This window comes from Bacillus testis, from assembly GCF_001243895.1.
In the GTDB taxonomy this organism is placed as follows: domain Bacteria; phylum Bacillota; class Bacilli; order Bacillales; family DSM-1321; genus Bacillus_AD; species Bacillus_AD testis.
The window spans coordinates 1,887,826-1,909,941 of the sequence record NZ_LN851186.1; the positions used below are offsets into that span (position 1 = coordinate 1,887,826).

General features: G+C 39.3%; 19 protein-coding genes. 11 read left to right on the forward strand and 8 right to left on the reverse strand.

Annotated elements, in window-relative coordinates; translation table 11 throughout:
• Nucleotides 1–200 precede the first annotated feature (200 nt).
• From BN1765_RS09685 to BN1765_RS09695, 3 genes are all read right to left on the reverse strand, one after another.
• Entirely contained in the window at nt 201–794 is a 594-nt protein-coding gene (locus tag BN1765_RS09685; protein WP_050614930.1) for a hypothetical protein, read from the reverse strand.
• Nucleotides 795–1,117: 323 nt separating this feature from the next.
• Complete coding sequence (locus BN1765_RS09690; RefSeq protein ID WP_069203009.1) at nt 1,118–1,669, reverse strand: FUSC family protein; 552 nt, start codon at nt 1,667–1,669, stop codon at nt 1,118–1,120.
• Between the two features lie 37 nt (nt 1,670–1,706).
• Nucleotides 1,707–3,137, reverse strand: coding sequence for an NAD-dependent succinate-semialdehyde dehydrogenase (locus tag BN1765_RS09695; RefSeq protein WP_050614931.1), 1,431 nt, complete (start codon nt 3,135–3,137; stop codon nt 1,707–1,709).
• 122 nt (nt 3,138–3,259) lie between these two features.
• Here BN1765_RS09695 and BN1765_RS09700 point away from each other — a divergent pair, with 122 nt between their 5' ends.
• Nucleotides 3,260–4,117, forward strand: coding sequence for a LysR family transcriptional regulator (locus BN1765_RS09700; RefSeq protein WP_050614932.1), 858 nt, complete (start codon nt 3,260–3,262; stop codon nt 4,115–4,117).
• A 587-nt stretch (nt 4,118–4,704) separates the two neighbouring features.
• On the opposite strand, the gene BN1765_RS09705 is transcribed toward BN1765_RS09700, so the two are convergent.
• Nucleotides 4,705–5,127, reverse strand: a complete 423-nt coding sequence (locus tag BN1765_RS09705; protein WP_050614933.1) for a nucleoside 2-deoxyribosyltransferase — start codon at nt 5,125–5,127, stop codon at nt 4,705–4,707.
• A gap of 179 nt (nt 5,128–5,306) precedes the next feature.
• On the opposite strand from BN1765_RS09705, the gene BN1765_RS09710 reads away from it, so the two are divergent.
• The 6 genes from BN1765_RS09710 to BN1765_RS09740 all read left to right on the forward strand — a co-directional run bounded on the left by BN1765_RS09710 (nt 5,307) and on the right by BN1765_RS09740 (nt 13,088).
• A complete protein-coding gene (locus BN1765_RS09710; protein WP_050614934.1) occupies nt 5,307–6,098 on the forward strand; it encodes an APH(3') family aminoglycoside O-phosphotransferase in 792 nt (263 codons plus the stop codon).
• 1,241 nt (nt 6,099–7,339) lie between these two features.
• Nucleotides 7,340–7,783: a MarR family winged helix-turn-helix transcriptional regulator gene (locus tag BN1765_RS09720; RefSeq protein ID WP_050614936.1), complete on the forward strand. Its 444-nt coding sequence runs from the start codon at nt 7,340–7,342 to the stop codon at nt 7,781–7,783.
• Nucleotides 7,784–7,838: 55 nt separating this feature from the next.
• On the forward strand, nt 7,839–9,032 hold the full coding sequence (locus tag BN1765_RS09725; RefSeq protein WP_050614937.1) for an MFS transporter: 1,194 nt from the start codon (nt 7,839–7,841) through the stop codon (nt 9,030–9,032).
• An 886-nt stretch (nt 9,033–9,918) separates the two neighbouring features.
• The gene (locus BN1765_RS09730; protein ID WP_261797571.1) at nt 9,919–11,136 is read left to right on the forward strand and encodes an extracellular solute-binding protein; all 1,218 of its coding nucleotides are present in this window, start codon (nt 9,919–9,921) and stop codon (nt 11,134–11,136) included.
• Between the two features lie 246 nt (nt 11,137–11,382).
• Nucleotides 11,383–12,261, forward strand: a complete 879-nt coding sequence (locus tag BN1765_RS09735) for a carbohydrate ABC transporter permease (protein ID WP_050614939.1) — start codon at nt 11,383–11,385, stop codon at nt 12,259–12,261.
• Nucleotides 12,258–13,088, forward strand: a complete 831-nt coding sequence (locus BN1765_RS09740; RefSeq protein ID WP_050614940.1) for a carbohydrate ABC transporter permease — start codon at nt 12,258–12,260, stop codon at nt 13,086–13,088. Before BN1765_RS09735 ends, BN1765_RS09740 begins: the two co-directional genes overlap by 4 nt.
• Nucleotides 13,089–13,189: 101 nt before the next feature.
• On the opposite strand, the gene pepF is transcribed toward BN1765_RS09740, so the two are convergent.
• Nucleotides 13,190–14,983, reverse strand: a complete 1,794-nt coding sequence (pepF, locus tag BN1765_RS09745; RefSeq protein ID WP_050614941.1) for an oligoendopeptidase F — start codon at nt 14,981–14,983, stop codon at nt 13,190–13,192.
• 288 nt (nt 14,984–15,271) lie between these two features.
• Here pepF and BN1765_RS09750 point away from each other — a divergent pair, with 288 nt between their 5' ends.
• Both BN1765_RS09750 and BN1765_RS09755 read left to right on the forward strand, forming a co-directional pair.
• Nucleotides 15,272–15,856 (forward strand): GNAT family N-acetyltransferase, encoded by a 585-nt coding sequence (locus BN1765_RS09750; protein ID WP_390621175.1) that lies wholly within the window; start codon nt 15,272–15,274, stop codon nt 15,854–15,856.
• A complete protein-coding gene (locus tag BN1765_RS09755) occupies nt 15,825–16,331 on the forward strand; it encodes a GNAT family N-acetyltransferase (protein ID WP_050614943.1) in 507 nt (168 codons plus the stop codon). The genes BN1765_RS09750 and BN1765_RS09755 overlap by 32 nt, the downstream gene beginning before the upstream one ends.
• Nucleotides 16,332–16,746: 415 nt before the next feature.
• Here the strand turns inward: BN1765_RS09755 and BN1765_RS09760 are convergent, their stop codons facing one another.
• Nucleotides 16,747–17,214, reverse strand: a complete 468-nt coding sequence (locus BN1765_RS09760) for a hypothetical protein (RefSeq protein ID WP_050614944.1) — start codon at nt 17,212–17,214, stop codon at nt 16,747–16,749.
• A gap of 348 nt (nt 17,215–17,562) precedes the next feature.
• Between BN1765_RS09760 and BN1765_RS20420 the strand changes: the two genes are divergently transcribed.
• Nucleotides 17,563–19,539 (forward strand): ADP-ribosylglycohydrolase family protein, encoded by a 1,977-nt coding sequence (locus BN1765_RS20420; RefSeq protein WP_222705396.1) that lies wholly within the window; start codon nt 17,563–17,565, stop codon nt 19,537–19,539.
• Nucleotides 19,540–19,651: 112 nt separating this feature from the next.
• Here BN1765_RS20420 and BN1765_RS09770 read toward each other — a convergent pair whose 3' ends face one another.
• A complete protein-coding gene (locus tag BN1765_RS09770) occupies nt 19,652–19,933 on the reverse strand; it encodes a hypothetical protein (protein WP_050614945.1) in 282 nt (93 codons plus the stop codon).
• A 521-nt stretch (nt 19,934–20,454) separates the two neighbouring features.
• On the opposite strand from BN1765_RS09770, the gene BN1765_RS09775 reads away from it, so the two are divergent.
• A complete protein-coding gene (locus BN1765_RS09775; protein ID WP_050614946.1) occupies nt 20,455–21,663 on the forward strand; it encodes an aminopeptidase in 1,209 nt (402 codons plus the stop codon).
• A gap of 76 nt (nt 21,664–21,739) precedes the next feature.
• Here BN1765_RS09775 and BN1765_RS09780 read toward each other — a convergent pair whose 3' ends face one another.
• Nucleotides 21,740–22,102, reverse strand: coding sequence for a DUF779 domain-containing protein (locus tag BN1765_RS09780; RefSeq protein WP_050614947.1), 363 nt, complete (start codon nt 22,100–22,102; stop codon nt 21,740–21,742).
• Nucleotides 22,103–22,116: the final 14 nt, after the last annotated feature.

Consider the following 22,116-nt stretch of genomic DNA (forward strand, 5'->3'; position numbering starts at 1 on the left):
TAAATTGTAACAAAGGGAATGGGGATAAACAAATGCTTGTGTAGGCAATGGGTATTTCCCTAAATGACAAATGGATTCGGGGTGTGACATACGCAAATTATGAATGTATTTGTTTCGTCTTGGCTAATAGCCGGGACAAATGGAAAAGGTAAGGGATACAAGTATATTGAAACTAAAAAAACTCCCGTTGAAAGGAGCTTTTAGGTTGGAATCAACATCCATTTTATATATATTTCCTTAATCTCTTCTTCACAAATACCAAATTTGTTAGTGATTGCTTCAAGCAAAGAATTATAATCCGTTTTTGCGTTAATAGCTGAAAAGTTTAACGTCATTTTATTAAAAAAGCGGACCATATAGGCAAATACGTCTTTTTCTAGATGTCCATTCGATGTTTTATCTTGAATAAAGGGTGAATAGTATTTTTTTATTTCTGGTGAGCGAATAACTTCCATTTCGGTTAATCGTTCATTGTTGATCTTTAGCAATCCTGTCGTAACATAAGTTGCTTCCTTATGTTGTTTTACATTTCTGAATAGGTATTCAACGGTTCCAATTTTTGCGCATAGCTGTATATCCTTTTTGAATAAATGATTGTTAGCGGGTGTAAGTGTATAGGTATTTTTTAAATTGTACCGTAAACCTTTGTGAAACATGCTGAGTTGTATATATCTATCCATTTTAGAAAGGTCGTTAAATGCTTCGTCTAAAGATAAATAAACCTTGATGGTATCTTTACTATATTCAAATCGATGGCCATGTATATATTTTTTGAAGATTGGTTTCTCTGCCAAAGCGGATAACTCTGTATTAAATTGTTTGCGAGATTCAAATGTACATAAGGCGCCAATGATTATTCCTGAGATTATACAGGCTAGGCAACATACTAAAAAATAATTTTTCCTCATCGTTTTTAAAGTTACTTTCGTTTTTTATATTAATTTAACATCGTGAATAAATTATATCAATATAGAATATAAGGAAGCACCTGGAGCATTGCTCATCAAAGTTAAGATTTTTCCGACATGTATGTTGAAAGGTATATTTCTAATGCAAAAAAGCCTGTTTCGGCCATTATTGGACAAAACAGGCTTTTAGTTGGATGGTTGTAAATTTTCTATGTGGCCTTGTTACAATCGTCATATTCCATTTTTTTTGGGCCAAACATCTTTTTTAGCAATGCAACTAGCCCTGAAAAAGGGAAGACAGTAATGGCGATCGCTACGCCAGCCCCGATAATCGTTTCAATAATGCGGCCCCATTCATAGTTGTCGGAATGGGCAAATGCCAGGACCATGACTGTAGTGACGCCGACTTGCGAGACGGCATCCTGGTGAAGCCTGCAAGCAGTCGTGAAGGACATCCCAAGTAAAATACTTAGGAATATAGCCAAGCTTGAGGGCTGGAACCAATGCATGACAATAAGGCTGGCCCCTACGCCCCCTAATACGCCTAACAGTCGATTCAGAGCCTTTGTTGCTGATTTTGCCAGAGTGGTATTGACAATTAAAACGGCGGTCAATGGCGCGATATATGGATAAAGGTTCGGCGTGAAAAGAGTCGCCAATCCCCAAGCAATTCCAGCTGCCAATGATATTTTGAATGTTTGTAAGGTAAGGCCTAAACGCTTTCCTTTTTTTCTTAGCTGTTTTTTGTCTTTGATGTCCATAGGTAAAACTCCAATTAAACGATATTCCTATAAAGGATTAGTTTAATTCAAGGGAGATATATTTCACCTCTAGATAATCCTCAATTCCATAGTGGCTTCCTTCACGGCCCAGTCCGCTTTCCTTGAAACCGCCAAATGGTGCCTGGGCAGCAGATGGAGAACCATCATTCAAGCCGATAATGCCGTAATCCAGCTCATCGGAAATCAAGATTGCTTCGTTTATATTTTCGGTGAACACATAGGCTGCCAATCCATACGGCGTATTATTGGCGCGTTCAATCGCTTCTTCGACGGTTTTAAAGGTGGTGATCGGAGCAAGCGGGCCAAAAGTTTCTTCGTGCATGCAGAGCATGTCATCAGTGGCATTTGCCAGTATTGTCGGTTCCATGAAGAATCCTTTTTCTGAATCAATCTGCTTTCCTCCGGCCAGCACTTTTGCTCCTTTTTTGACAGCATCTTCAATATGTGCGGCAACTTTCCCGATAGCTCCATCGTTGATTAGAGGCCCTATTTTAACTCCCTCTTCAAATCCATTGCCAACTTTTAAGCTGGCCGCTTTTTCGGTGAATTTGTCAGTGAATTCGTCAGCAATTGTTTCATCAACATAGATCCGGTTCGTACATACACATGTTTGGCCGGCGTTTCTGAATTTAGAAGCAATGGCGCCATTAACGGCTTTTTCAATATTTGCCTGTGCTGTAACGATGAGCGGAGCATGGCCGCCCAGTTCAAGTGAAAGTTTCTTGACGGTATCGGCAGCTCCACGCATTAATATTTTTCCGACGCGCGTCGAACCGGTAAATGTGAGTTTGCGGACACGGCCATCCTTTTGCCATGCATTCGCGATCGGTTCGGCGGCCCCTGTCACCACGTTGATAACTCCTTTCGGAATGCCTGCTTGTTCAGATAGTTCCACTAGTTTTAGGGCAGTAAAGGGTGTCTCTTCGGAAGGTTTTAAAACAATTGTGCAGCCGGCTGCTAGGGCAGGGGCTACTTTTCTAGTAATCATGGCAGCCGGAAAATTCCATGGCGTGATTGCTGCAACAACACCCACAGGCTGTCTTTTGACAATGAGGCGCTTGGATGGTGAAGAAGCAGGGATTGTTTCACCGTATATTCGTTTTCCTTCTTCGGCGAACCAAGAGATATAACTATTGGCATAATCAATTTCGCCTTTTGCTTCTGCAAAGGGTTTTCCTTGTTCAGTTGTCATGATTTCAGCCAATTCATCGCGGTGCTCGGCGATTAGACGATGCCAGGCCATCAACAGTCTGCTGCGTTCTTCCGCCGTTTTCTTGGACCAGCTTTTTAAAGCGGCCTGGGCAGCTTCGACTGCCATTTTGGCTTCGTTTTCGCCGGCATTCGGGATGGTGCCAATGGCTTCCTTCGTAGCCGGGTTAATAACCTGGATGGTTTCTTTATTGTAATCCAACCATTCTCCGTTTATATATAGTTTATTTTGCAACATAAGTAGTTCCACCCCTAAAGTTCGTATTCTATTCGTTTCTTCATATAGCGTAGCATGTTTTTTGCATGGAAAGTACTTCCTCTATATACTAGGGGTATAACCAAAAGTTATGGGGGATGATGATGAGAACAGAATGGCTGGAATCATTTCTTGTAACAGCTGCAACAAAAAGCTTAACGAAAGCCAGCGAACAATTGCATATGACACAGCCGGCACTCAGCAAGCAGATGAGGAAATTGGAAGAAGATCTGGGTGTAACTTTACTGATTCGTACTGCGACGGGAGTGCAATTGACAAAAGCAGGAGAAGCCTTGTACGAGGATATCCAGCCGGTATTACAGGAAGTCCGCTCCATTCGTAAAAAACTATTGAACATGCAAAAGAACAGTGAGTTGACGATAGGAACGTGGCCGAGCATAGCGAGTTATTATCTTCCTTATAAAATAGCTGAAGCTAGGGAAGCTAAGCAGGATGTGAACATCAAAATAGCTTACGACATGGATGATTTGTTCAACCAACTTGCCACCGGGAAGATAGATGCAGCGATGCTGGATGACAGTCTGATGAAACATTCGTATTGGTCGAAGCCGGTGTATCGGGAACCGTTTTACTTATTCGTCAACAAACGCCATCCGCTTGCCAAACAAGATGGCAAACATATTCATTTCCGCCAATTCAAGGATGAACCGCTTGTCGTCCTTCCGCCTTCCTGCGATGTACGCATGCTGGTTGAGCAAGCCTATAAAATGCACGGTGAGCATTTAACCATTTCAGCAGAAATTGACTTTGCCCAAAGTATCATCGGCTTTATCTCGGCCAATCTGGGGATTTCCATTCTTCCGGAAATCTTTACACACACGATTGACCGCTCTGTCATTAAGGTGTTTCCAATCGCTGATTTTAAGATAGATCGACAGATATCGCTTGTGGCTCCCAATCCTGAAATCGGGAAAATGATTGATTCGCTGATTTTGCAGTAAACTGGCAGGAAAGTGATAGCAATAGGGGAAGCAGGGAAAAGGCTGCCTACTGGGCAGCCTTAGTTTTACTGTGTTTGAATGGAAAGAATACGTCATTTTGCCTTTTTGGAGACGCATGGTAGGACGAAAGCATAGCTGTATATACTTATGTAGATGGGAAACGCTTGAGGAAACTGGATTATAGGTTGATCGTCTGCGATTATTTGGCATTTATTCGGAGGAGAAGTGTTTTGCGGAATATCCTAATAAAGATAAAGTGTTCAGTGTGCAAATTATTTTTATGGCAGAACAGTATAAAGGGATATTAAAACAACAGGACACTGAGAGCAGGGAGCACCGTTTTTCTAGCAAAGATCATCTTCCGGTAAACTAAACCCAAGGCAAAAACCGTTTATTTTAGATTGGGCTGAAGAAAAGGAACTACCGATTATAGATTAACAAATGCGTGGGCAGTTCAGTGTAAAACTAGGATTAAGTTTGTTGAAGCTATAAGAAATGGTCCGTAATCGGGATTATAGGAAGAGGGCTTATCAACGTATGTCCATAAAAAAGACAGAGGGCTTCCTCTGTCTCTTTACTCATGTATCTTAGAACATTTTTCCGGAATAGCGGTTGGATGCAAGCTCTTCGAAATCATAATCCTTTAATTCTTCCAGGGTTACGTTGGCATGAGCGCCTTCGTGGATCATTAGGTTGGAATCCTCGCCTACATGTACAACGATATTCGGAACATTGCATGCATAGGCAACTCCGCATTCGAAAGCTGTACCTGAGTCACTATAGTTTCCGTGATATACAGTTACCATTATATCTGCAGCCCGGATGAATTTGATATCATTATGGAAAATATCCAATGACCATGCTTGTGACCCAACTTCATGGCGATCTAACTGATGCTCACGCGGAGACCATACATTCAACCCTTTTCCGCGGAGAATTTCTTCCACCTTTGCCACAGTTTCTATTTCATGGTCATTAAAGAACGGTGATGCCAAATAAACTCTTGTCATAATAAAACTCCTTCTTGGATGTATAAACTATAAAAGGACTTTACCTTTTTATCCATCTAAATGCAAGGGGTTCATTTTGAAAACTATAACTTATCATATAATATTTTCCACAAAAGGCTGTCGGTCAATGGGATGGAACATAATCCGAATATGGTAACGGTTAAAAAGGGGATCAGAATATGAAACAGAAAAAGAAATCGCTTCCTGATAAACTTCAGTGCATATTAAAAAACCATCAATTGGAAGCAGTGAAGATCGGCCGTTCTCCAGCTGAAGTGTATAAATGCATCAATCAGAAGGATGATTCCATTTGGTATTTAAAAGAACTGGTGAAGCCCGCTGTACAAGAAGAATCATTGAGGGTGGAAAAAGAAAAATTGGAATGGTTCCGTGGAAAGATCACTGTGCCTGAGGTTGTTTGTTATGATGAATTTTCTGGGAAGGAGTATCTGCTTACAACTGGATTGGGTCCCAACAATCTTGCTGAAGGGAGATTAGATACAGCGATTGTGATTGACCAATTCGCCGCACTTCTTAGGGCCATCCACCAATTACCGGTAAGTGCCTGCCCATTTAAGGAAACGCTTGATGTGAAGAAGGGCCATATCCAAAAAAGGCTTGCGGCAGCCTTAGTGGACAGCAACGATTTTGAGCAGGAATTTGCAGGCATGGAACCCCAGGCTTTGTTCGAGCTATGGCAACATAAAACGCCTGATGACGAAGACCTTGTTGTGGTACATGGCGATTATACGCTGAAAAATGTGATTGGGTATAACGGGGTGGTTGCAGGCATGATCGACTGCGGCAGAAGCGGAGTGGGTGACCGCTATCAGGATTTAGCCATAGCATTCCGTGACATTTCGAAAAGGGCCAGCAAGGAAGCCGCCTATTATTTTCTGGATTGTTATGGGCAATGGTCAGTTGATGAAGAGAAGCTGTCTTTTTATATCATGATGGATGAATTCTTTTGATTTAAAGATCACTTTTTTAACAGTTCAGGTTGGCGGAGAAATAATCGAAGATTGGTCTTTTATTTTTGTTTGATAAGAACGAGACTAGAACGTAATGTTTAGTAGAGATTAACAATGCAAAAGCGGAAAAGTCGATCGGAAATTTCTAACAAACCAAGAGAACTTTTAGATAGTCGAACTTGTAGGCAGTTTGGATAAATAGAGAGTAAGGCGGGGTGGATTTGAATTTTATAATCATTTTGTTTTCCTTATTCGTATCTTCGGCTATATCTGTTTTAACAATGCGAAAGAAAAATAACAAATGGTTGGCGTTGTTCATTGCATTATGTTTAAATACTTTATTTTTAGGGATAGCAACGTGGATTTTATATATAAGGGACGATGAAGCCAGAATATTTGGCATCGGTCAAACGAATCTTTTGGTCCTTGTATTTTCGATTCCGATCATTACCTGGATAAACTTTTTAATACTTGAATTGATTAGAAGCAGAGGGAGAAGAAACAAAAGTTGAGCACGAGGAAAAAGCGCTTGGTATAAGTATAGTATTCTTGATATCTATAGGTAGTATTTATTGTATTAATAGATAGTGTTGTAAAATATATAGTTGCAGGGATAAATCTCTAATTAGGATTTATCCTTATTTTTTTATGTTAAAGCCCACTTTTAAAAAACGCTTTTACCGAACATCATACGAAAATGGAACTGAAGAACCCTAATACGTTCAAGCGGTTCAAGTCTTCTTGTCATATCAATTTTAAAAACATTTTCCCCGCAGGCACCTAAGTTGGAAATTACATATACAAATCCTGCTTTTGCGTTACGAACTCTGTAATCTAATTCTGATCATTCACTTTCTATTTTTATTCATATGTAACATTTATAGCGCTGACTCGATAGGTATTCATTGAATGCAGAATTTATAAATAAAAGTGGCCTTTTCGGATAAACGTACTTCAGTTACAACTATCCTTATTGGAGATAAACCAGTTATCTTTACGAAAGATGGTATTTCCAATGAGGGAACAGTTCAAAATATCGAAGGGAAGCGATTTCGGAATAGAAGAAACAATGAAGCTAGGAGGCCGAGGTGTTCATTAAGCTATTTCGGTCGTGTTCTGTTTAAACATACATACCTAAAAAAGTTGTCTAATTTTTTGTTAATAATCCACATTTTACATTGGTTATAATAAATAGCTAGCTATATAATAAGAGGGGTTAAATATATAAGTGAGGTTTGGGTATGGAAAATTATATTAGTAAGCCTATTGTGCTAACACATCTGAAGATGATCGAGCATTTGGCCAAACGGTTTGGTGATGAGCATTTGAAGCAAATTGATTTGACTAAAAGTCAAGCGGATGTCATTATTTTGCTGGAACATGAATCGAATCGTGTGTTTCGTCAGCGCGATATTGAGCGTGCCTTAAATTATTCAAATCCTACTGTAACCGGCCTATTGAATCGGTTAGAACAGAAAGGATTTATTGTTCGCCGAGTTGATTCGGATGATTCGAGAGCGAGGATTATTTCTTTAACGGATAAAGCGTTGGAGATAATTGGGGATATTTATCAAAGTATCCAGCAAACAGAGCAAATACTTTTGGACGGTTTTTCAGAAGAAGAAATCCAAACTTTGCAGCCATTAATAACACGAATGGCGAAGAATGCATTACGTCATGTATAATGCATTGATTTCTGCACACTTATATAGCTAGCTATGAATAGAAAGGATTACGAATATGGAACAAAAATATTTGAAGAAAACCGGCTTAATAGCATTAATTACGATGCTGTCGATGATTCCACCTTTATCGACAGATCTTTATATGCCGGCATTGCCTGAAATGACGGCTTTCTTTAACACAAGCACCACATTGATGAGCTTCACAATGACAATCTTCTTTATTTTTATGGCTGTCGGTATTTTAGTTTTAGGACCGTTCAGTGATCAATATGGAAGAAAGCCGATATTAATTGTGAGTGTTGCTATTTCTTTAATATTCAGCGCTGTTTGTGCTTTTTCTCCTAATATTGGTTTTTTGATTGCTGCTCGTGCTGCTTCAGCGTTTGGTGCTGGCGGGATGGTAGCGATAGCTACGGCGTTAATTAAAGATAGCTTTGAAGGAAAAGAAATGTCTAAAGTATTGTCAGTCACGCAAGCGTTCGGATTGATTGCTCCGATGATGGCTCCGCTTTTGGGGGCGCTTATTTTACAAGTAGCTAACTGGGAAATGACATTTATCGTTTTAGCCGGTTTAATTGCTCTTTCATTAATCGGAGCTTGCTTATTGCAGGAAACATTGCCTGCTTCAGAACGTAACCAAGGGAGTACATTGCAATCCATCTTAGGATTGGGAAGAGTTGTGAAAAGCAGCAGCTTCACCACTTTATTATTAGTCGGCGCGCTTATTGTCGCTCCTTATATGGCTTATTTGGCGATTGCATCCTATGTCTATATTGATGGCTTCGGCGTTTCAGAAACAACATTCAGCATTTATTTTGCGATTAACTCCGGTGCCGCCATTTTAGGTCCGGTAATGTATATGCGATTCGGCGCAGGTTCTGTGAAGAGAATCATCAATACTGGTATCGTTGTGGCACTTATTTCAGCAACGTTCATTTTAACAATAGGCAGCAAGGGACCAATTGTATTCTTCCTGTCCTATATTATTTACTCAATTGTATCGACATACTTCCGGCCGTTCATTTCAGATTTACTATTATCGGCTACGAAGACAGATGTCGGAGCAGCCTCATCAGTAATGAATTTCGGCTTCACAGTTATAGGAAGCATCGGAATGGTCGTTGGCTCATTGCAATGGAGCAGCTATACAGTTGGACTGGCGATCACAATGCTTAGCTTCATCGCTCTGACAACTATCGTCTGGTTCTATCTGTTAAAATCAAAGTCGATTCACTTTGATTGGAAATAAAAAAACGGAAGCGATCCGCTTAGTTGTATGAACTAGTGTAATTTGTTTTTTGTGCCTTGGGGATTGGCCCGACAATTACGTTCTTCTTTATCAGAATAGAGGTTCGATGAAAATCTTCCATCGGCATTATCGGTCTATTCCCTAAAGCTTATAATTATAGCGATTATAACAGTTTTTTGTATGGTGGCAATAGATGGCAATAAATCAATAGGCCCCTCGCATTTGCGAGGGGTCTGGTTGTGCAAAATGGTTTTACCGAAAGGGGAATAATTTATCCCATTCTAACTGGCGCTAAAATTCACTTCAACGCGGGAGTGAAGACAAAGAAGTGTAAGTGGGAGATCAAGTGCCAGTAAGAACCGGATTATTAGTTTCACTTTATATCTTTTCTTTTTTGAGGATGTATCAAAGGGATAGTTGGAGCTTGATCTTTTGTTTTTAGAACTTTCTTAATAAGTTATTGAGGAGAATAGATGAGCTAGACTAATGGGAACACACCAGAAAGTTATAGGGCTTTTTCTATTCTTGGATTATTGTGAGGAGGTTATTTAAAACTAGGTATCTATTTTTTGTCAAATCACTATGCGATTTGGTTTTTATTTTTATCGTTATTTTATTTAAAAGTTCAAAATATAATAATAGAAATACTTGATTGGTTTTCAATAGTTGTGTGGCTAACCTAATTGGCCATGCGTATTTGAAACCTCGTTATTATATTTAACTGAATTTTCAGTTAAAAACGAAGGGATGAGGGGGAAATATGAAACGCTTATCAATTTTTATTGTGCTTCTTTTACTGCTCTCAGGATGTGCATTGCCTTGGGCAAAAGAAACCGAAAAAGGTAGCAAGACCGAAAACGGTAAAAAAGTGACTGTGGAGGTTATGATGTTCGAAGGTGGATTGGGTTCAGAATGGGTGAAGGAATCCGTTAAGAATTATATGAAGGAGCATAAAAACATCACTATTAAATTAACCGCAAGTCCTGATATCCATCAACAACTTCAGACACGATTTTTATCTGATGATGTGCCTGACTTGATCAGTCCTGGGCCAAATTTCGATATTATGGGCGTCCTCAATGAAGGGAAATTAATGCAACTGGATGATGTTCTTCAAGAGGAAGCTTACGGTAGTAAAGAAAAATGGTTGGATACATTTGAATCAGGACAATTCAATTTGAAGAAGGATAATAAGACATACGGAATTCCAACCGTCTTTTCAGCAGGTTATCTTTGGTGGTATGACGAAAAATTATTTAATGATAATGGTTGGGGAAAACCAGAAACGATGGAGGATTTATATAAGTTAGGAAAACAAGCAAAAGAAAAGGGCATTTCTCTATTCGCTGTTCCAGGAAAATATCCAGGGTATTATTTCTATGGAATTTTTATTCCTTTGGTAGAACGGTATGGGGGAAAAAACGCGCTCTTGGATGCTTTTAATTTAAAAGAAAATGCGTGGAAATCTGATTCGTTTCTTAATGCAGCTAAAGAATCAAAAAAAATGGTTGATAAAGGCATGTTTATGGAGGGAACATTCGGTTTATCGCATACCGAAGCTCAGACATTATTTTTCCAAAGAAAAGCATTATTTGCGACTGCCGGTACTTGGCTAGAAGGGGAAATGGCTGATATTATACCAGCCGATTTTAAATTGCGGGCAATGAATCAACCTTCCATAGTGGGTGGCAAAGGGGAAAGTTTGGCCCCAGTGTCAACAGGCTGGGGTGGTGGATGGTATATCTCTGAATCATCTAAAAATAAGAAGGAGACAGTGGATTTTTTGAAGTACTTGTCAAGCAAGGAACAAGTTTCTGCAATGATCAAATCAAAGGGGGCTGCAAGTGTAGTAAAAGGAACAGAAGAAGCCATTGAATCGGAGGCTTTAAAAAGCGCTTTGAAGGTATTGCAGGACGCGAAAGGTTCCTACGCTCCTACTGCATTGAATGATGCCTACCCAGAGTTAATCAATAATATCATCAATGTATATCAAAGTCTCATGTTGGGTGAAATAAAACCAGAGGAATTTGTCAATCAGGCCCAGAAATTCGCAGATCAGGCAAATAAGGATAATAATCTTGAAAAAGTAGAGTTCAAATGGTGAATTAGTTTGAGGAAAAAGCAGGGTAACAGTTTGTGTTGTTCTGCTTTTTTTACTCAATTCAACGTTGCTTTATTGTCTTTAAAAGTCTAAGAATGGAAGTATGCCTTGTAAAAATGGTATATGAATTGTTTAGTTTGTTCACATGTGCAGTTATCGTTGGCCTTTTGTCGCAAATGAAATATCTTGTTTAATTTATAACGTTACTATAATGGTAGCTTGGTATTCTTAGTATAAGGAAGTGATTTTATGAAACAACGGTCTGAAAAGTTATCTATATTTATTTTCTTGTTTCCTGCATCCTTTTTGTATCTCTTATTTGTCTTATATCCCTCTGTAAACGCTCTCATAATGAGTTTTTATAACTGGAGAGGAATTGGTGAAAAGACATGGATCGGATTTGAGAATTATAAAAAACTAATGGGTGACGAAGCATTTCTAAATTCTTTGAAAGTGACTGGAAAATATATTTTGTTTCAATTGCCAATTGTTCTGATTTTATCTGTATTACTTGCAATCTTGATTTCACATCTATTAAAGACTAAATGGCTTAATTTCTATCGCTCGCTTGTGTTTTTTCCATATATTTTGCCATCTGTCGCAATAGCTATGCTTTGGTCGACAATTTTTAATCCTGTGGGAGGTTTATTAAACAATTTTCTAGGTTGGATAGGAATGGAATCGTTGGCCACAGAGTGGTTAGGCAGGACTGAAACAGCATTTGGTACAGTGGTATTTGTAAACGTTTGGAGTATGGTCGGATTTTATACAATTCTTATTCTTGCAGGTATTCTTAATATTCCGGAAGAGTTATCGGAAGCGGCTGAAATTGACGGCGCAAACAGGTTACAAAAAAGTGTATACATAACGATTCCTTTGTTAAGGGATGTCTTACAGGTTGTCATTATTTTTATCCTTATTAATACGTTGAAAGTATTTGAGATGCCTCAGTTATTGACAGGCGGCGGGCCAAACCGTTCCACTCAACCTCTGTCATTATATATGTATGAACAGGCATTTAAAAATTTCAATTTCGGATATGCTTCTGCAATTGGAGTTTTCTTCCTTATCCTTACATTAGCTGCCTCCATACTCACATTGAAAATTACAAGGGGGAATCGTTCATGAAAAATAAGTTGACAAATCTATATACACATACAGCTTTGATTGTTGTTTCTGTTTTAATATTGATCCCGGTTGTATGGGTTTTTATTAATTCAATGAAAACATCAACTGATATATTGTTAAAGCCTCTTTCTCTTCCTTCCAAATTATCTTTTGATAATTATGCAAGAGCTTGGAATGATGCAGGACTTGGGATAGGATTTTTGAATAGCATCTTTGTGACATTTGTAACCGTATCCTTAATCGTGCTGGTAAGTGCCATGGCGGCATATCCTCTTAGCAGGAAGGTATTCCGTTTTCGTAACATGATTCAAAATACGTTTCTAATGGGCTTGATGCTTCCTACTTTTCTCGCTATGGCACCGCTCTTCTTATTAATGAATGGATTGGAATTGGTGAATTCAATTTTTGGTTTAATTCTGGTTTATGTTGCCTATTCTTTACCTTTCACTATTTTTATGTTAATTGCATTTTTTAATCAAATCCCTTCTACATTAGAGGATGCCGCTGTCATTGATGGTTGCGGACCATTCCGTGTTTTCTGGAAAGTAATGCTTCCCTTAGCGAAACCGGGCCTAATTTCTGCTGCAATCTTTAATTTTGTTGGTATTTGGAATGAATATGTACTAGCCTTAATTCTAATTAGTGATGATGTATTGAAGACCTTGCCTGTGAAAATGGCCAATATCATGATGGTTCAACAATACAGGACTGATTGGGGAGCTCTATATGCTGGAATTGTTCTTTCATTCCTGCCAGTGGTGATATTCTACCTGATTTTTCAAAAAAGGTTGATAGAAGGTTCTACAGCCGGGGCAGTCAAAGAATAGGAAGATGCTTTTTTCAATTGTGGCAGGATTTTTAGTGAAGAAGATTTCTTTTAAACCGAAAAGCCAAAACACCCTGAGCGATCATGCTCAGGGTGTTTGTGTCAATATTCCAATTGCTTAAATTCGGTTACAAGATTGCCAAAGTAATTCAAGGCATTTTCAATCGGTTCGCCGGATGCAAGGTCGACGCCTGTTTTCTTGAGCAGTTCAAGCGGGTAGTCAGAGCTGCCGCTCTTTAGGAACTCCAAGTAATTCTTTTGAATTTGCTTGTCGCCGGTTAATAAAGCAGTGGCGATATGGATGGCGGAAGCAAAGCCGGTTGCATATTTATAAACGTAAAACGGACGGTAAAAATGAGGGATGCGCGCCCAATTATACTTCACTTGCTCATCCAATGTGTATGCATCGCCGTTGTATTCTTTGAAGAGTTGCTGGTAGATTTCATTGAAATTGTCAGCATTCAGCGGTTCATTGTTTTCAGCCCGTTCATGGGTGATTTTTTCAAATTCAGCAAACATGACTTGTGTAAAGAACGTTCCGCGGAATTGTTCGATGAAATGGTTTAGTAGATATTTGCGCATTTTCACATCTTCCGCTTCATTCAGCAGGTGATGGATCAACAGCACTTCGTTCACGGTTGAGGCAACCTCTGCGACGAATATGCTATATCTGGCTGTCGGGAACGGCTGATGGTTCGATGAAAAATGGCTGTGCATGGCATGGCCCATTTCGTGTGCAAGTGTGAACAGGCTATTGATATCATCCTGATGGTTCAAAAGCACAAACGGGTGAACGCCATAGACACCCATATTGTATGCCCCGGACATCTTGCCCGGAGTTTCGCGGACATCGATATACCGTTGGTCCTTAAAGGAGGAGAGTGTCTCGATATAGTCTTTGCCAAGCGGCGCCAAAGCTTTTAGCATGGTTGCGTATGCATCATCGAAGGAACGCTCTTGTTCAACATCTTCGACCAGTTTCACGCTCGCATCATACATATGCAGCTCATCCACTCCTAAGATTTCTTTTCTGACATATGCATATTCATGTAATCCGCCCACATGCTTTTTAGTCGTGCTGATCAATTGCTCATAAACACTTCTAGGCACGTCATCGCCAAACAAGGCTTTATCGAGGGCGGAAGGATAGTGGCGGATTTTAGAGACCGTGACATTATTTTTAATGGCTGATGAAAGGGTAGCTGCTATCGAATTTTTCAGCTGGATGTATGGCTCATAGTGGGCGATGTAGGCTTCTTTCCGCTGTTCGCGTTCGCCGTTGCGCATAATTTGCGTGTACATGCCCCGTGTCAGCTCCACTTTGGTTCCATCTTCTTTTGTGATGGTTCCAAATTTGATGTCGGCATTGTTGATCATGCGGAAAATCTGATTTGGTGCCGACATCGCTTGTCCCATCTGCGACATGATTTCCTCTTGTTCGCTGGAAAGTACATGCTTTTTATACCGGTACATTTCCATCAGATCTTTTTCAAAATAAGCTAGTTTCGGTTCTTCCTTCAAATAATTCTTGAGTGTTTCTTCCGGCAGGCTCAATAAGTAAGGGAAGAAGAAAGATACGGCTTCACTCAAAGCAAAACTGAGGCTTTCGGCTTTATTCAGCAATTCCTGGGACTGTGGATCCCTGGTGTCCAGGTCATTTCCCAAACGTGCATAGGCGGATACTAGTGTGAAGGTTTTGGATACTTCTTCGTCTATGCACAGGTATTGATAAAGATCAGATGCATTATGTATTTGTCCGTTATATGCCTTCAGTTGGTTGGTCAGTTCACTTACTTTCTTGACCCCTTCTTCCCATTGCTCTTTTGAGGGGTAGATATCTTCAAGATTCCATTTTTCCTTTAAAGCCACTTCCTCGCGGCTGTTATAATGCTTCATGTCCTCATTCCTTTCATATTATTTATACATCTATCTTATCTTTTTTCATTTCATAAGTCAGGCTTTAGAGTGGAGTGGAGCACATTTTTTCTCCCATTTTCTATAGTATGCGGCATTCTGGAAGGAAAGAAACGAATTGCAATACGGTTGTAAAAAAATAATGATTAAACGCTGCTCTTATCATACATATAGCTTCCGATAACCAAAAAGGATATTAAATATGAACAGAAAAGGATTTTCCACTTTTTTGCAGAATAAGTACGTAAAAATCAAGGGAGGGCGATGAGTGTGTTTCCACAACTTGAAACGGAACGGCTTCGGTTGGTTGAATTGAAAGATTCCTATATCCAGTCCTATTATGAAATTATGTCGAACGAAGAAGTGACTCGTTATTATGGCATGGATCCTTTGAAGACATTGGAAGATGCGGAAATGATGTTTCAAACCTTTTCGGATCTTTTCAAAAAAAGAGGAGCGATCCGCTGGGGGCTGGTCCTTAAAGAGTCGGGCAATTTGATTGGAACAATCGGGTTGAATGCATTGCAGGTATCAAGTAAAAAAGCCAATGTCGGCTATGAAATACATCCCTATTATTGGCGAAAGGGCCTTACCATGGAAGCCCTGCAGGAAATCATGCGTTATGCCTTTGAAAGGCTGGGTTTGGTCAGACTGGGGGCAGTAACCTTCGTACAAAACCAGGCTTCCAACCAATTATTGCTGAAAGCCGGATTTCAGAGAGAGGGTATCTTGAGATCCTATTTATACCAAAATGAACGGAACCATGATGCCTACAGTTTTTCTATTCTGGAGCATGAATGGCGGCTGGAAAGGAAGAATGACAGTGTTCATAAGAAGAGCAAAAGCAGGAGATGAAGCAGGGATTGCGTATGTGCAAGTCCAATCATGGAAAGAAACATACAGGGGAATCGTCAAGGATTCGATTCTTGATCATATGGATGCCCAAGAAAGAGAAAAGGGATGGAAACAAGCAATAGATAGACAAGGAATAGTGAATGTTCTATGTGAAGAGCAAAATGGCATTGTCGGGTTTGCATCAGGAGGGAGAAACAGGCATTTGCATTTACCGTATGAAGGTGAATTGTATACACTGTATTTGCTTGCTGCCTACCATGGGAAAGGATGGGGCAAAGCGCTTTTCCTGCAGACCATGCGGGAGATCAAGGAAGAGGGCTACTCATCTGCTTTAGTATGGGTGCTATCTGAAAATAAGACGCGTTTTTTCTATGAGGCATTAGGAGGCGAGAAAGTGGCCGTTCAGTATATCGATGGCTTGGCTGCGGAAGAGACGGCTTATGGATGGAACGATTTGGAGTGGCGTGAGGGTTAGGCACACTGTAATATAGGTGCGAACTAGAGCGAACTTTTCATGTACATATTTGGTTGAAAAGCGTTCATCATATAACGCTTTTATGTTAGGGTCTTCTAACCTGCTTATACTCTTTTGGTTCGGAAATTGAGGAAATTTAGCTGACGGAATCAAGAGCCAGTATGTTTTTTAATCCCTTTTTATTGCTGGAAATCTGAATGTTGAAAAAACGCAATTTCCTAACTAAGGAACGGTTGCCAGCATGCTCAATACGGTAGGAAACGATGTAGGCTGCGATTGCGCACTCATGAATACACAATTATATAGGATGAAAACAGATGGTGTTGGGTTTTAACGAACCTTTTTCGCTGGCTTATATATGCGTACATACCTATCATTATGATAGGTATGACGCTAAAGATGCTAAATACCCGGATTAATCCCAACATGGACCTATTCCTTCCATAAATTCAGTGCCTTTACATTTTGGACATTCAATAGCCACTTTACTTACATCTCCGGCATTAATTCTGATGAGTTCTTTTTTGTGCTCATCGAAGTATTTTGGAATGAATACTTTCATTTGTCCATCCTCATTATAGTAAAGTTCAAAATAAAACCTATTGTAAATCTTTTTACAAGACTTAGAGTAATATAATCCATAACCATAATTTTCAATAAGACGCCCATTTTTACTCATCATTATATCTTTTATTTCTTGTAGCATCTTTTTACTTTTAATGACGGAAAGCCACATGTTTTGCTTATCATAGCACCACATATTCTCTTCTTCATCCCAATTAAATCTATAAAAAGAATCTGGGCTATAGGCAAAACCGATGCCTAGCATAAAATCAAAACTATAACCACAATTGGAGCAACTATAAATAAAAGAACTTCCCATAGTGATCCCTTCTTTCATTAAATAGTATTTCAATTCAGGTACGTTTAATCGTCTGTATTTCCTTTGCTTCGTTTCTTAACTTGATTCAATCGATGTTGAATCTCGATCATTCAAAAACAGGAGATTTTTTATCGATCATGAATATCGCCCATTCGTGTTATATACCAATCGTGTAATAAATAAACCCATACATTTATCCAAAATTTAAGTGCTTAGTGATTTAGTAAATTGGGTAAATAAAATTGCCTATGCACTCCATTAAGAGAGGGACATTTCGATCACGTAAGGTGAGGATTTAATCGTTTATTGCAACATTAGACATTTTAAAGAAGGGAAGGCAACTGAGACATGCTAGGAACCATTATCGGAGATGTCGTCGGTTCCATTTATGAGCCGAGGCACCATCATATTAAGACGAAAGATTTTTTATTGTTTTCATCCAATTCACATGTGACGGATGACACGGTAATGTCATGTGCGGTAGCCGAAGCACTATATTCTTATAAACAGACAAAAAAGATCAATCTATTTAAAGTCGAATTGGTGAACAGTATGCGCAAGTTCGGGAATGCTTATCCACATGCCGGCTACGGACGCGCATTTAAGAAGTGGCTTCAAGAGAATCATCCAAAACCGTATGGGAGTTATGGAAACGGATCAGCTATGCGTGTTTCGCCGGTTGCATATGTGGCTGATTGTTTACAGGAAGCTGAAGAGTTGGCAAAAGCATCTGCAGAAGTGACACATAATCATCCTGAAGGAATTAAAGGAGCCCAAGCGGTTGTTTCATGCATTTTTTTAGCCCGCAAAGGGAAGAATAAGCAAAAAATTAAATCCTATATTGAGAGTAACTACTATAAATTAGATTTTTCCCTTGATGAAATTCGCCCCCATTACAAGTTTGATGTATCTTGTCAAGGGTCGGTTCCGCAAGCGATCGTAGCATTTTTAGAATCTCTTAACTTTGAAGATGCAATCCGGAATGCAATTTCTATCGGTGGGGACAGTGATACGATCGCTGCTATTGCAGGGGGAATAGCGGAAGCGTATTACGGAATACCTGACCATTTAAAACATGAAGGATTAAAGTATGTATCAGAAGGTTTGATAGGTGACGCCTATAAGCATTTTATCCATTATTGTCCCGCATACAGTGAAATCTATAGCATGAATACAAAAGCATGCGAGACATCATCTAAGGAACTTGCAGAGGATGCTGACAAGGATTTATTAAATGCTTTTCGTGGTTCCTTAGTCGGTGGTGCTGTTGGGGACGCCCTTGGATATGCAGTGGAATTTATGTCATTAGATGCTATACGATCCACATATGGTGAAAATGGAATCACTCGCTACAATCTTAGTCAGGGCAAAGCGCTTATATCAGATGATACGCAAATGACGCTCTTTACAGCAAATGGGTTGTTGCTTGGTATCACGCGTGGTATGACGAGAGGGATAATGGGGGATATCGAAGATTATGTATATGGATGTTACAAAGATTGGTTAGCAACTCAATATGGCACAAATGTAGATTTTAATTATAGTTGGTTGTATCATGTTCGAGAATTGCATAGTACACGTGCTCCAGGGAATACGTGTTTAAGTGCACTGCAGAGCGGCGATATGGGAACGTTGGAGAAACCAATTAATCATAGTAAGGGTTGCGGAGGTGTAATGCGGGTAGCTCCGGTGGGATTATATTGCCCGCGTAGATGGGATCGTACAGAAACAGTGTTGATAGGCGCAAAAGTTGCTGCTATTACCCATGGACATCCACTTGGATTCATTCCTGCGGCTGCCCTGTCAGATATCATTTCCCAGATTGTCTACGGAGAAAGCGCTGACTTAAAAGAAATAGTTAGGGAAAGTACTAAGTTTATAGTTAGCGTTTTTAAACAATATTCTAAAGTGGAAGATTTCGAACGGATTATGGAATTGGCAGTATCTTTATCTGAGCAGGATATAAAGGAGGATCAAGCGATCAAACAGTTGGGTGAAGGTTGGGTCGCTGAAGAAGCATTAGCAATTGCCGTTTATTGTTGCTTAAAACATTCAAATGACTTTGCGGCTGCTGTGGTGGCAGCGGTTAATCATGACGGGGACAGTGATTCAACTGGTGCGATTACTGGAAATATAATAGGTAGTTTTCTTGGATATACGGCTATACCAAATAAGTTTTTAGAAAGACTTGAATTAAAGGACATCATTATTGAAATAGCTGAGGATCTCTATCATGATTGTAAGATATCAGAGTATACACCACTATCAAGCCAATCTGAGTTTGAATGGGAAGCTAAATATATAAATTGTCAATCTATTCATTGACTAGTCTATTGTTTCTTGAAATCTACATAAAGTCGAAATGTATATGTTTTTTAAAGGATGCCCCATAAAAGTAGATATCTTACTTTTATGGGGCGGTTCAAAAGGGGATTTTTTATTTTTTTCTTCTCAGCAGATAGGTTATACCGGCCACTATGATTCCCGCAATGCCCACGATTTCCGTCAGCATAATGGAAAAGCCCAATCCAATGTTGGCATCTTCAGATGGGGTTCTGATTTCGCCAATCAGCATAAGTGTAAATAGGATTCCAGTAGCAAGATAGATCAAAAAGATTACATAACGCCAAGCTTTATGTCCTTTTTTAACCGCCGCATAGGCGCAAAAAAAGGAAACGAGCAGCAATACATAAAGAAAGATCGCATATGCATAATTCATGGTTGTCATCTCCAATCGCATTCATTTCATACATCCTGGATGTCTCTTCCCTAGTTCCACTACCATAAAGATAATGGGGGGCGACCTGATAGTCAGCTTTCCAAACATAGGATATAATTAATAACCATTATAAGGGTTATTTGTTTGAATATGGAATAGGTAAAAGGTCATGCCTGTCATGGAAATTAAGTGATTTTGATGCCGCTATTCATAAAAAGCCATTAACACTATGAGACTTTTTCTTTCAATTCAACTAACATGGAAGATTTATGAAAAAATCTCACTCCGAGTTTATATGATGTTACAATTATAAAAGGGTAATTTTGTCATTTGCAGAGATGAAGAAGAATGGGGGTGATGATAATATTCAGGTTGATTGACGATTTAGCTGATGGATTGTACAGCTTTTTAAAAAGCATGATCAGAAGTCTTTGTTACTTCATTGCGGGAATGGTTATTGTTGGTCTTCCTCTTTATCTAGTCGCTTTAGCATTTAAATATGTAGGATGAAGGAGAAAACTGTGTATATAAACAACTACGCTAAAATAATTATCGGCATTGGTATATCAGTCAAAAAAGGGGATCTTGTTAAAATCAATTTTCATCCGGAACATTTGCCATTAGTCCGGGAAATAGTGAAAGAAGCCTATAAGAACGGAGCCAAATTTGTTTCACTTGATATGAGAGATCCGGAAATGGAGAATAACCGCTCTGAATTTTTAGCAGAAGAGTTTGTAAATGAGTATCCCAAGTGCATAGTGGAAAATGAATATAATTATGCGGTATCCGGTTTCTCAACAATCACGATTCAAGCTCCTCATTTTTCAGCAAAAAATGAAATAGAAACAAGCAAAACTTCAGCAATAAATAAAGCTAAATCATTAGCGATGTACCCTGTCCGTAAATTTGGAATGGCGAACCATAATAAATGGGTTGTTGTGAATGCCCCTACAACAAATTGGGCGACGAACGTGTTTCCTGATCTTCCTCCTGAAAAAGCAGTAGAACTTTTATGGACTTATATTTATAGGGCAACGAAATCAAATGAAAGTGATCCCTTATTGGCATGGAAGAAGCAAGATGAGACATTGAAGAAAATCGCAAAAAAATTGAATGACTACCAGTTTTCTGCTTTGCATTTTATAAGTGAAGAAACGGATGTAACGATTCCATTGGTGAAAAACCATATTTGGCTTGGCGGTTCAGAGACTACTCAAGCTGGGGAAAGATTCATGTCGAATATTCCAGTAGAAGAAGTATGGACAATGCCAAATAAATATGGAGTTAATGGATACATTTCGATTACGAAACCAATTGTTCTAGAAGGAGAAATGATTGATAAGGTAAAACTATTTTTTCAAAATGGCAAAGTAGTTAAAATAGAACCTCATCATCCATTTCTTCAAAACTACCTTTTAAGGGATGAAGGCGCTTCTATGTTAGGGGAGGTGGCACTTGTCTCCGTTCATTCCAGTATTGAAAAAACAGGGATCGTATTCAAAAGTACTTTACTTGATGAAAACGCATCATCACATATTGCATTAGGACAAGCCTATTCTGATAACCTTTTCCAAGGCAATTCGATGGCTGATGAAAAATTAAACCAACTTGGAATGAATTTTTCATCTATTCACCAAGATCTCATGATTGGCAGCAGTACGATGAATGTGTATGGGGTATTCAATCAAGAAAAGATTCAAATTATGGAAAATGGACTGTGGAAGATATAAAAATGGCAATATTTTTGCCGGAATCTAATAGGCATTTAAATAAAAAAACAGAAAAGAGGAAGAACCTCTTTTCTGCTTACAGCATCTGTTTCACTTCTTTATATTCTTCATCCGTGAAAACGCGCGATTGGGTGATGAAGTGCTTGTCTTCAACGCTGTCGAGCGAGAAGGAGGCACCGCGGCCTTCAATCGCATCGATGACCAGCTGTGTATGCTTCCAATAATCGTATTGGCTTTTATGCATATAGAAAGGCACTCCACCAATGGTGCCGAGCAGTTTATCGGAATCGCCGAGCCGGAAATCTCCCTCTTTATAGCACATCGGGGCGGATCCATCGCAACAGCCCCCTGATTGATAAAACATGATGGATCCATGCATGTTTTGGAGAGATTCGATCAATTGCAAGGCTTCATCTGTAGCCACAACACGTTCTACCATCGATTCATCATCCT

Excerpts from the sequence above, each read along its gene's own strand:
- BN1765_RS09690 (WP_069203009.1), bottom strand. The coding sequence starts at position 1,669 with ATGGACATCAAAGACAAAAAACAGCTAAGAAAAAAAGGAAAGCGTTTA.
- BN1765_RS09695 (WP_050614931.1), bottom strand. The coding sequence starts at position 3,137 with ATGTTGCAAAATAAACTATATATAAACGGAGAATGGTTGGATTACAAT.
- BN1765_RS09700 (WP_050614932.1), top strand. The coding sequence starts at position 3,260 with ATGAGAACAGAATGGCTGGAATCATTTCTTGTAACAGCTGCAACAAAA.
- BN1765_RS09705 (WP_050614933.1), bottom strand. The coding sequence starts at position 5,127 with ATGACAAGAGTTTATTTGGCATCACCGTTCTTTAATGACCATGAAATA.
- BN1765_RS09710 (WP_050614934.1), top strand. The coding sequence starts at position 5,307 with ATGAAACAGAAAAAGAAATCGCTTCCTGATAAACTTCAGTGCATATTA.
- BN1765_RS09720 (WP_050614936.1), top strand. The coding sequence starts at position 7,340 with ATGGAAAATTATATTAGTAAGCCTATTGTGCTAACACATCTGAAGATG.
- BN1765_RS09725 (WP_050614937.1), top strand. The coding sequence starts at position 7,839 with ATGGAACAAAAATATTTGAAGAAAACCGGCTTAATAGCATTAATTACG.
- BN1765_RS09730 (WP_261797571.1), top strand. The coding sequence starts at position 9,919 with ATGTTCGAAGGTGGATTGGGTTCAGAATGGGTGAAGGAATCCGTTAAG.
- BN1765_RS09735 (WP_050614939.1), top strand. The coding sequence starts at position 11,383 with ATGAAACAACGGTCTGAAAAGTTATCTATATTTATTTTCTTGTTTCCT.
- BN1765_RS09740 (WP_050614940.1), top strand. The coding sequence starts at position 12,258 with ATGAAAAATAAGTTGACAAATCTATATACACATACAGCTTTGATTGTT.
- pepF (WP_050614941.1), bottom strand. The coding sequence starts at position 14,983 with ATGAAGCATTATAACAGCCGCGAGGAAGTGGCTTTAAAGGAAAAATGG.
- BN1765_RS09760 (WP_050614944.1), bottom strand. The coding sequence starts at position 17,214 with ATGGGAAGTTCTTTTATTTATAGTTGCTCCAATTGTGGTTATAGTTTT.
- BN1765_RS20420 (WP_222705396.1), top strand. The coding sequence starts at position 17,563 with ATGCTAGGAACCATTATCGGAGATGTCGTCGGTTCCATTTATGAGCCG.
- BN1765_RS09770 (WP_050614945.1), bottom strand. The coding sequence starts at position 19,933 with ATGAATTATGCATATGCGATCTTTCTTTATGTATTGCTGCTCGTTTCC.
- BN1765_RS09780 (WP_050614947.1), bottom strand. The coding sequence starts at position 22,102 with ATGGTAGAACGTGTTGTGGCTACAGATGAAGCCTTGCAATTGATCGAA.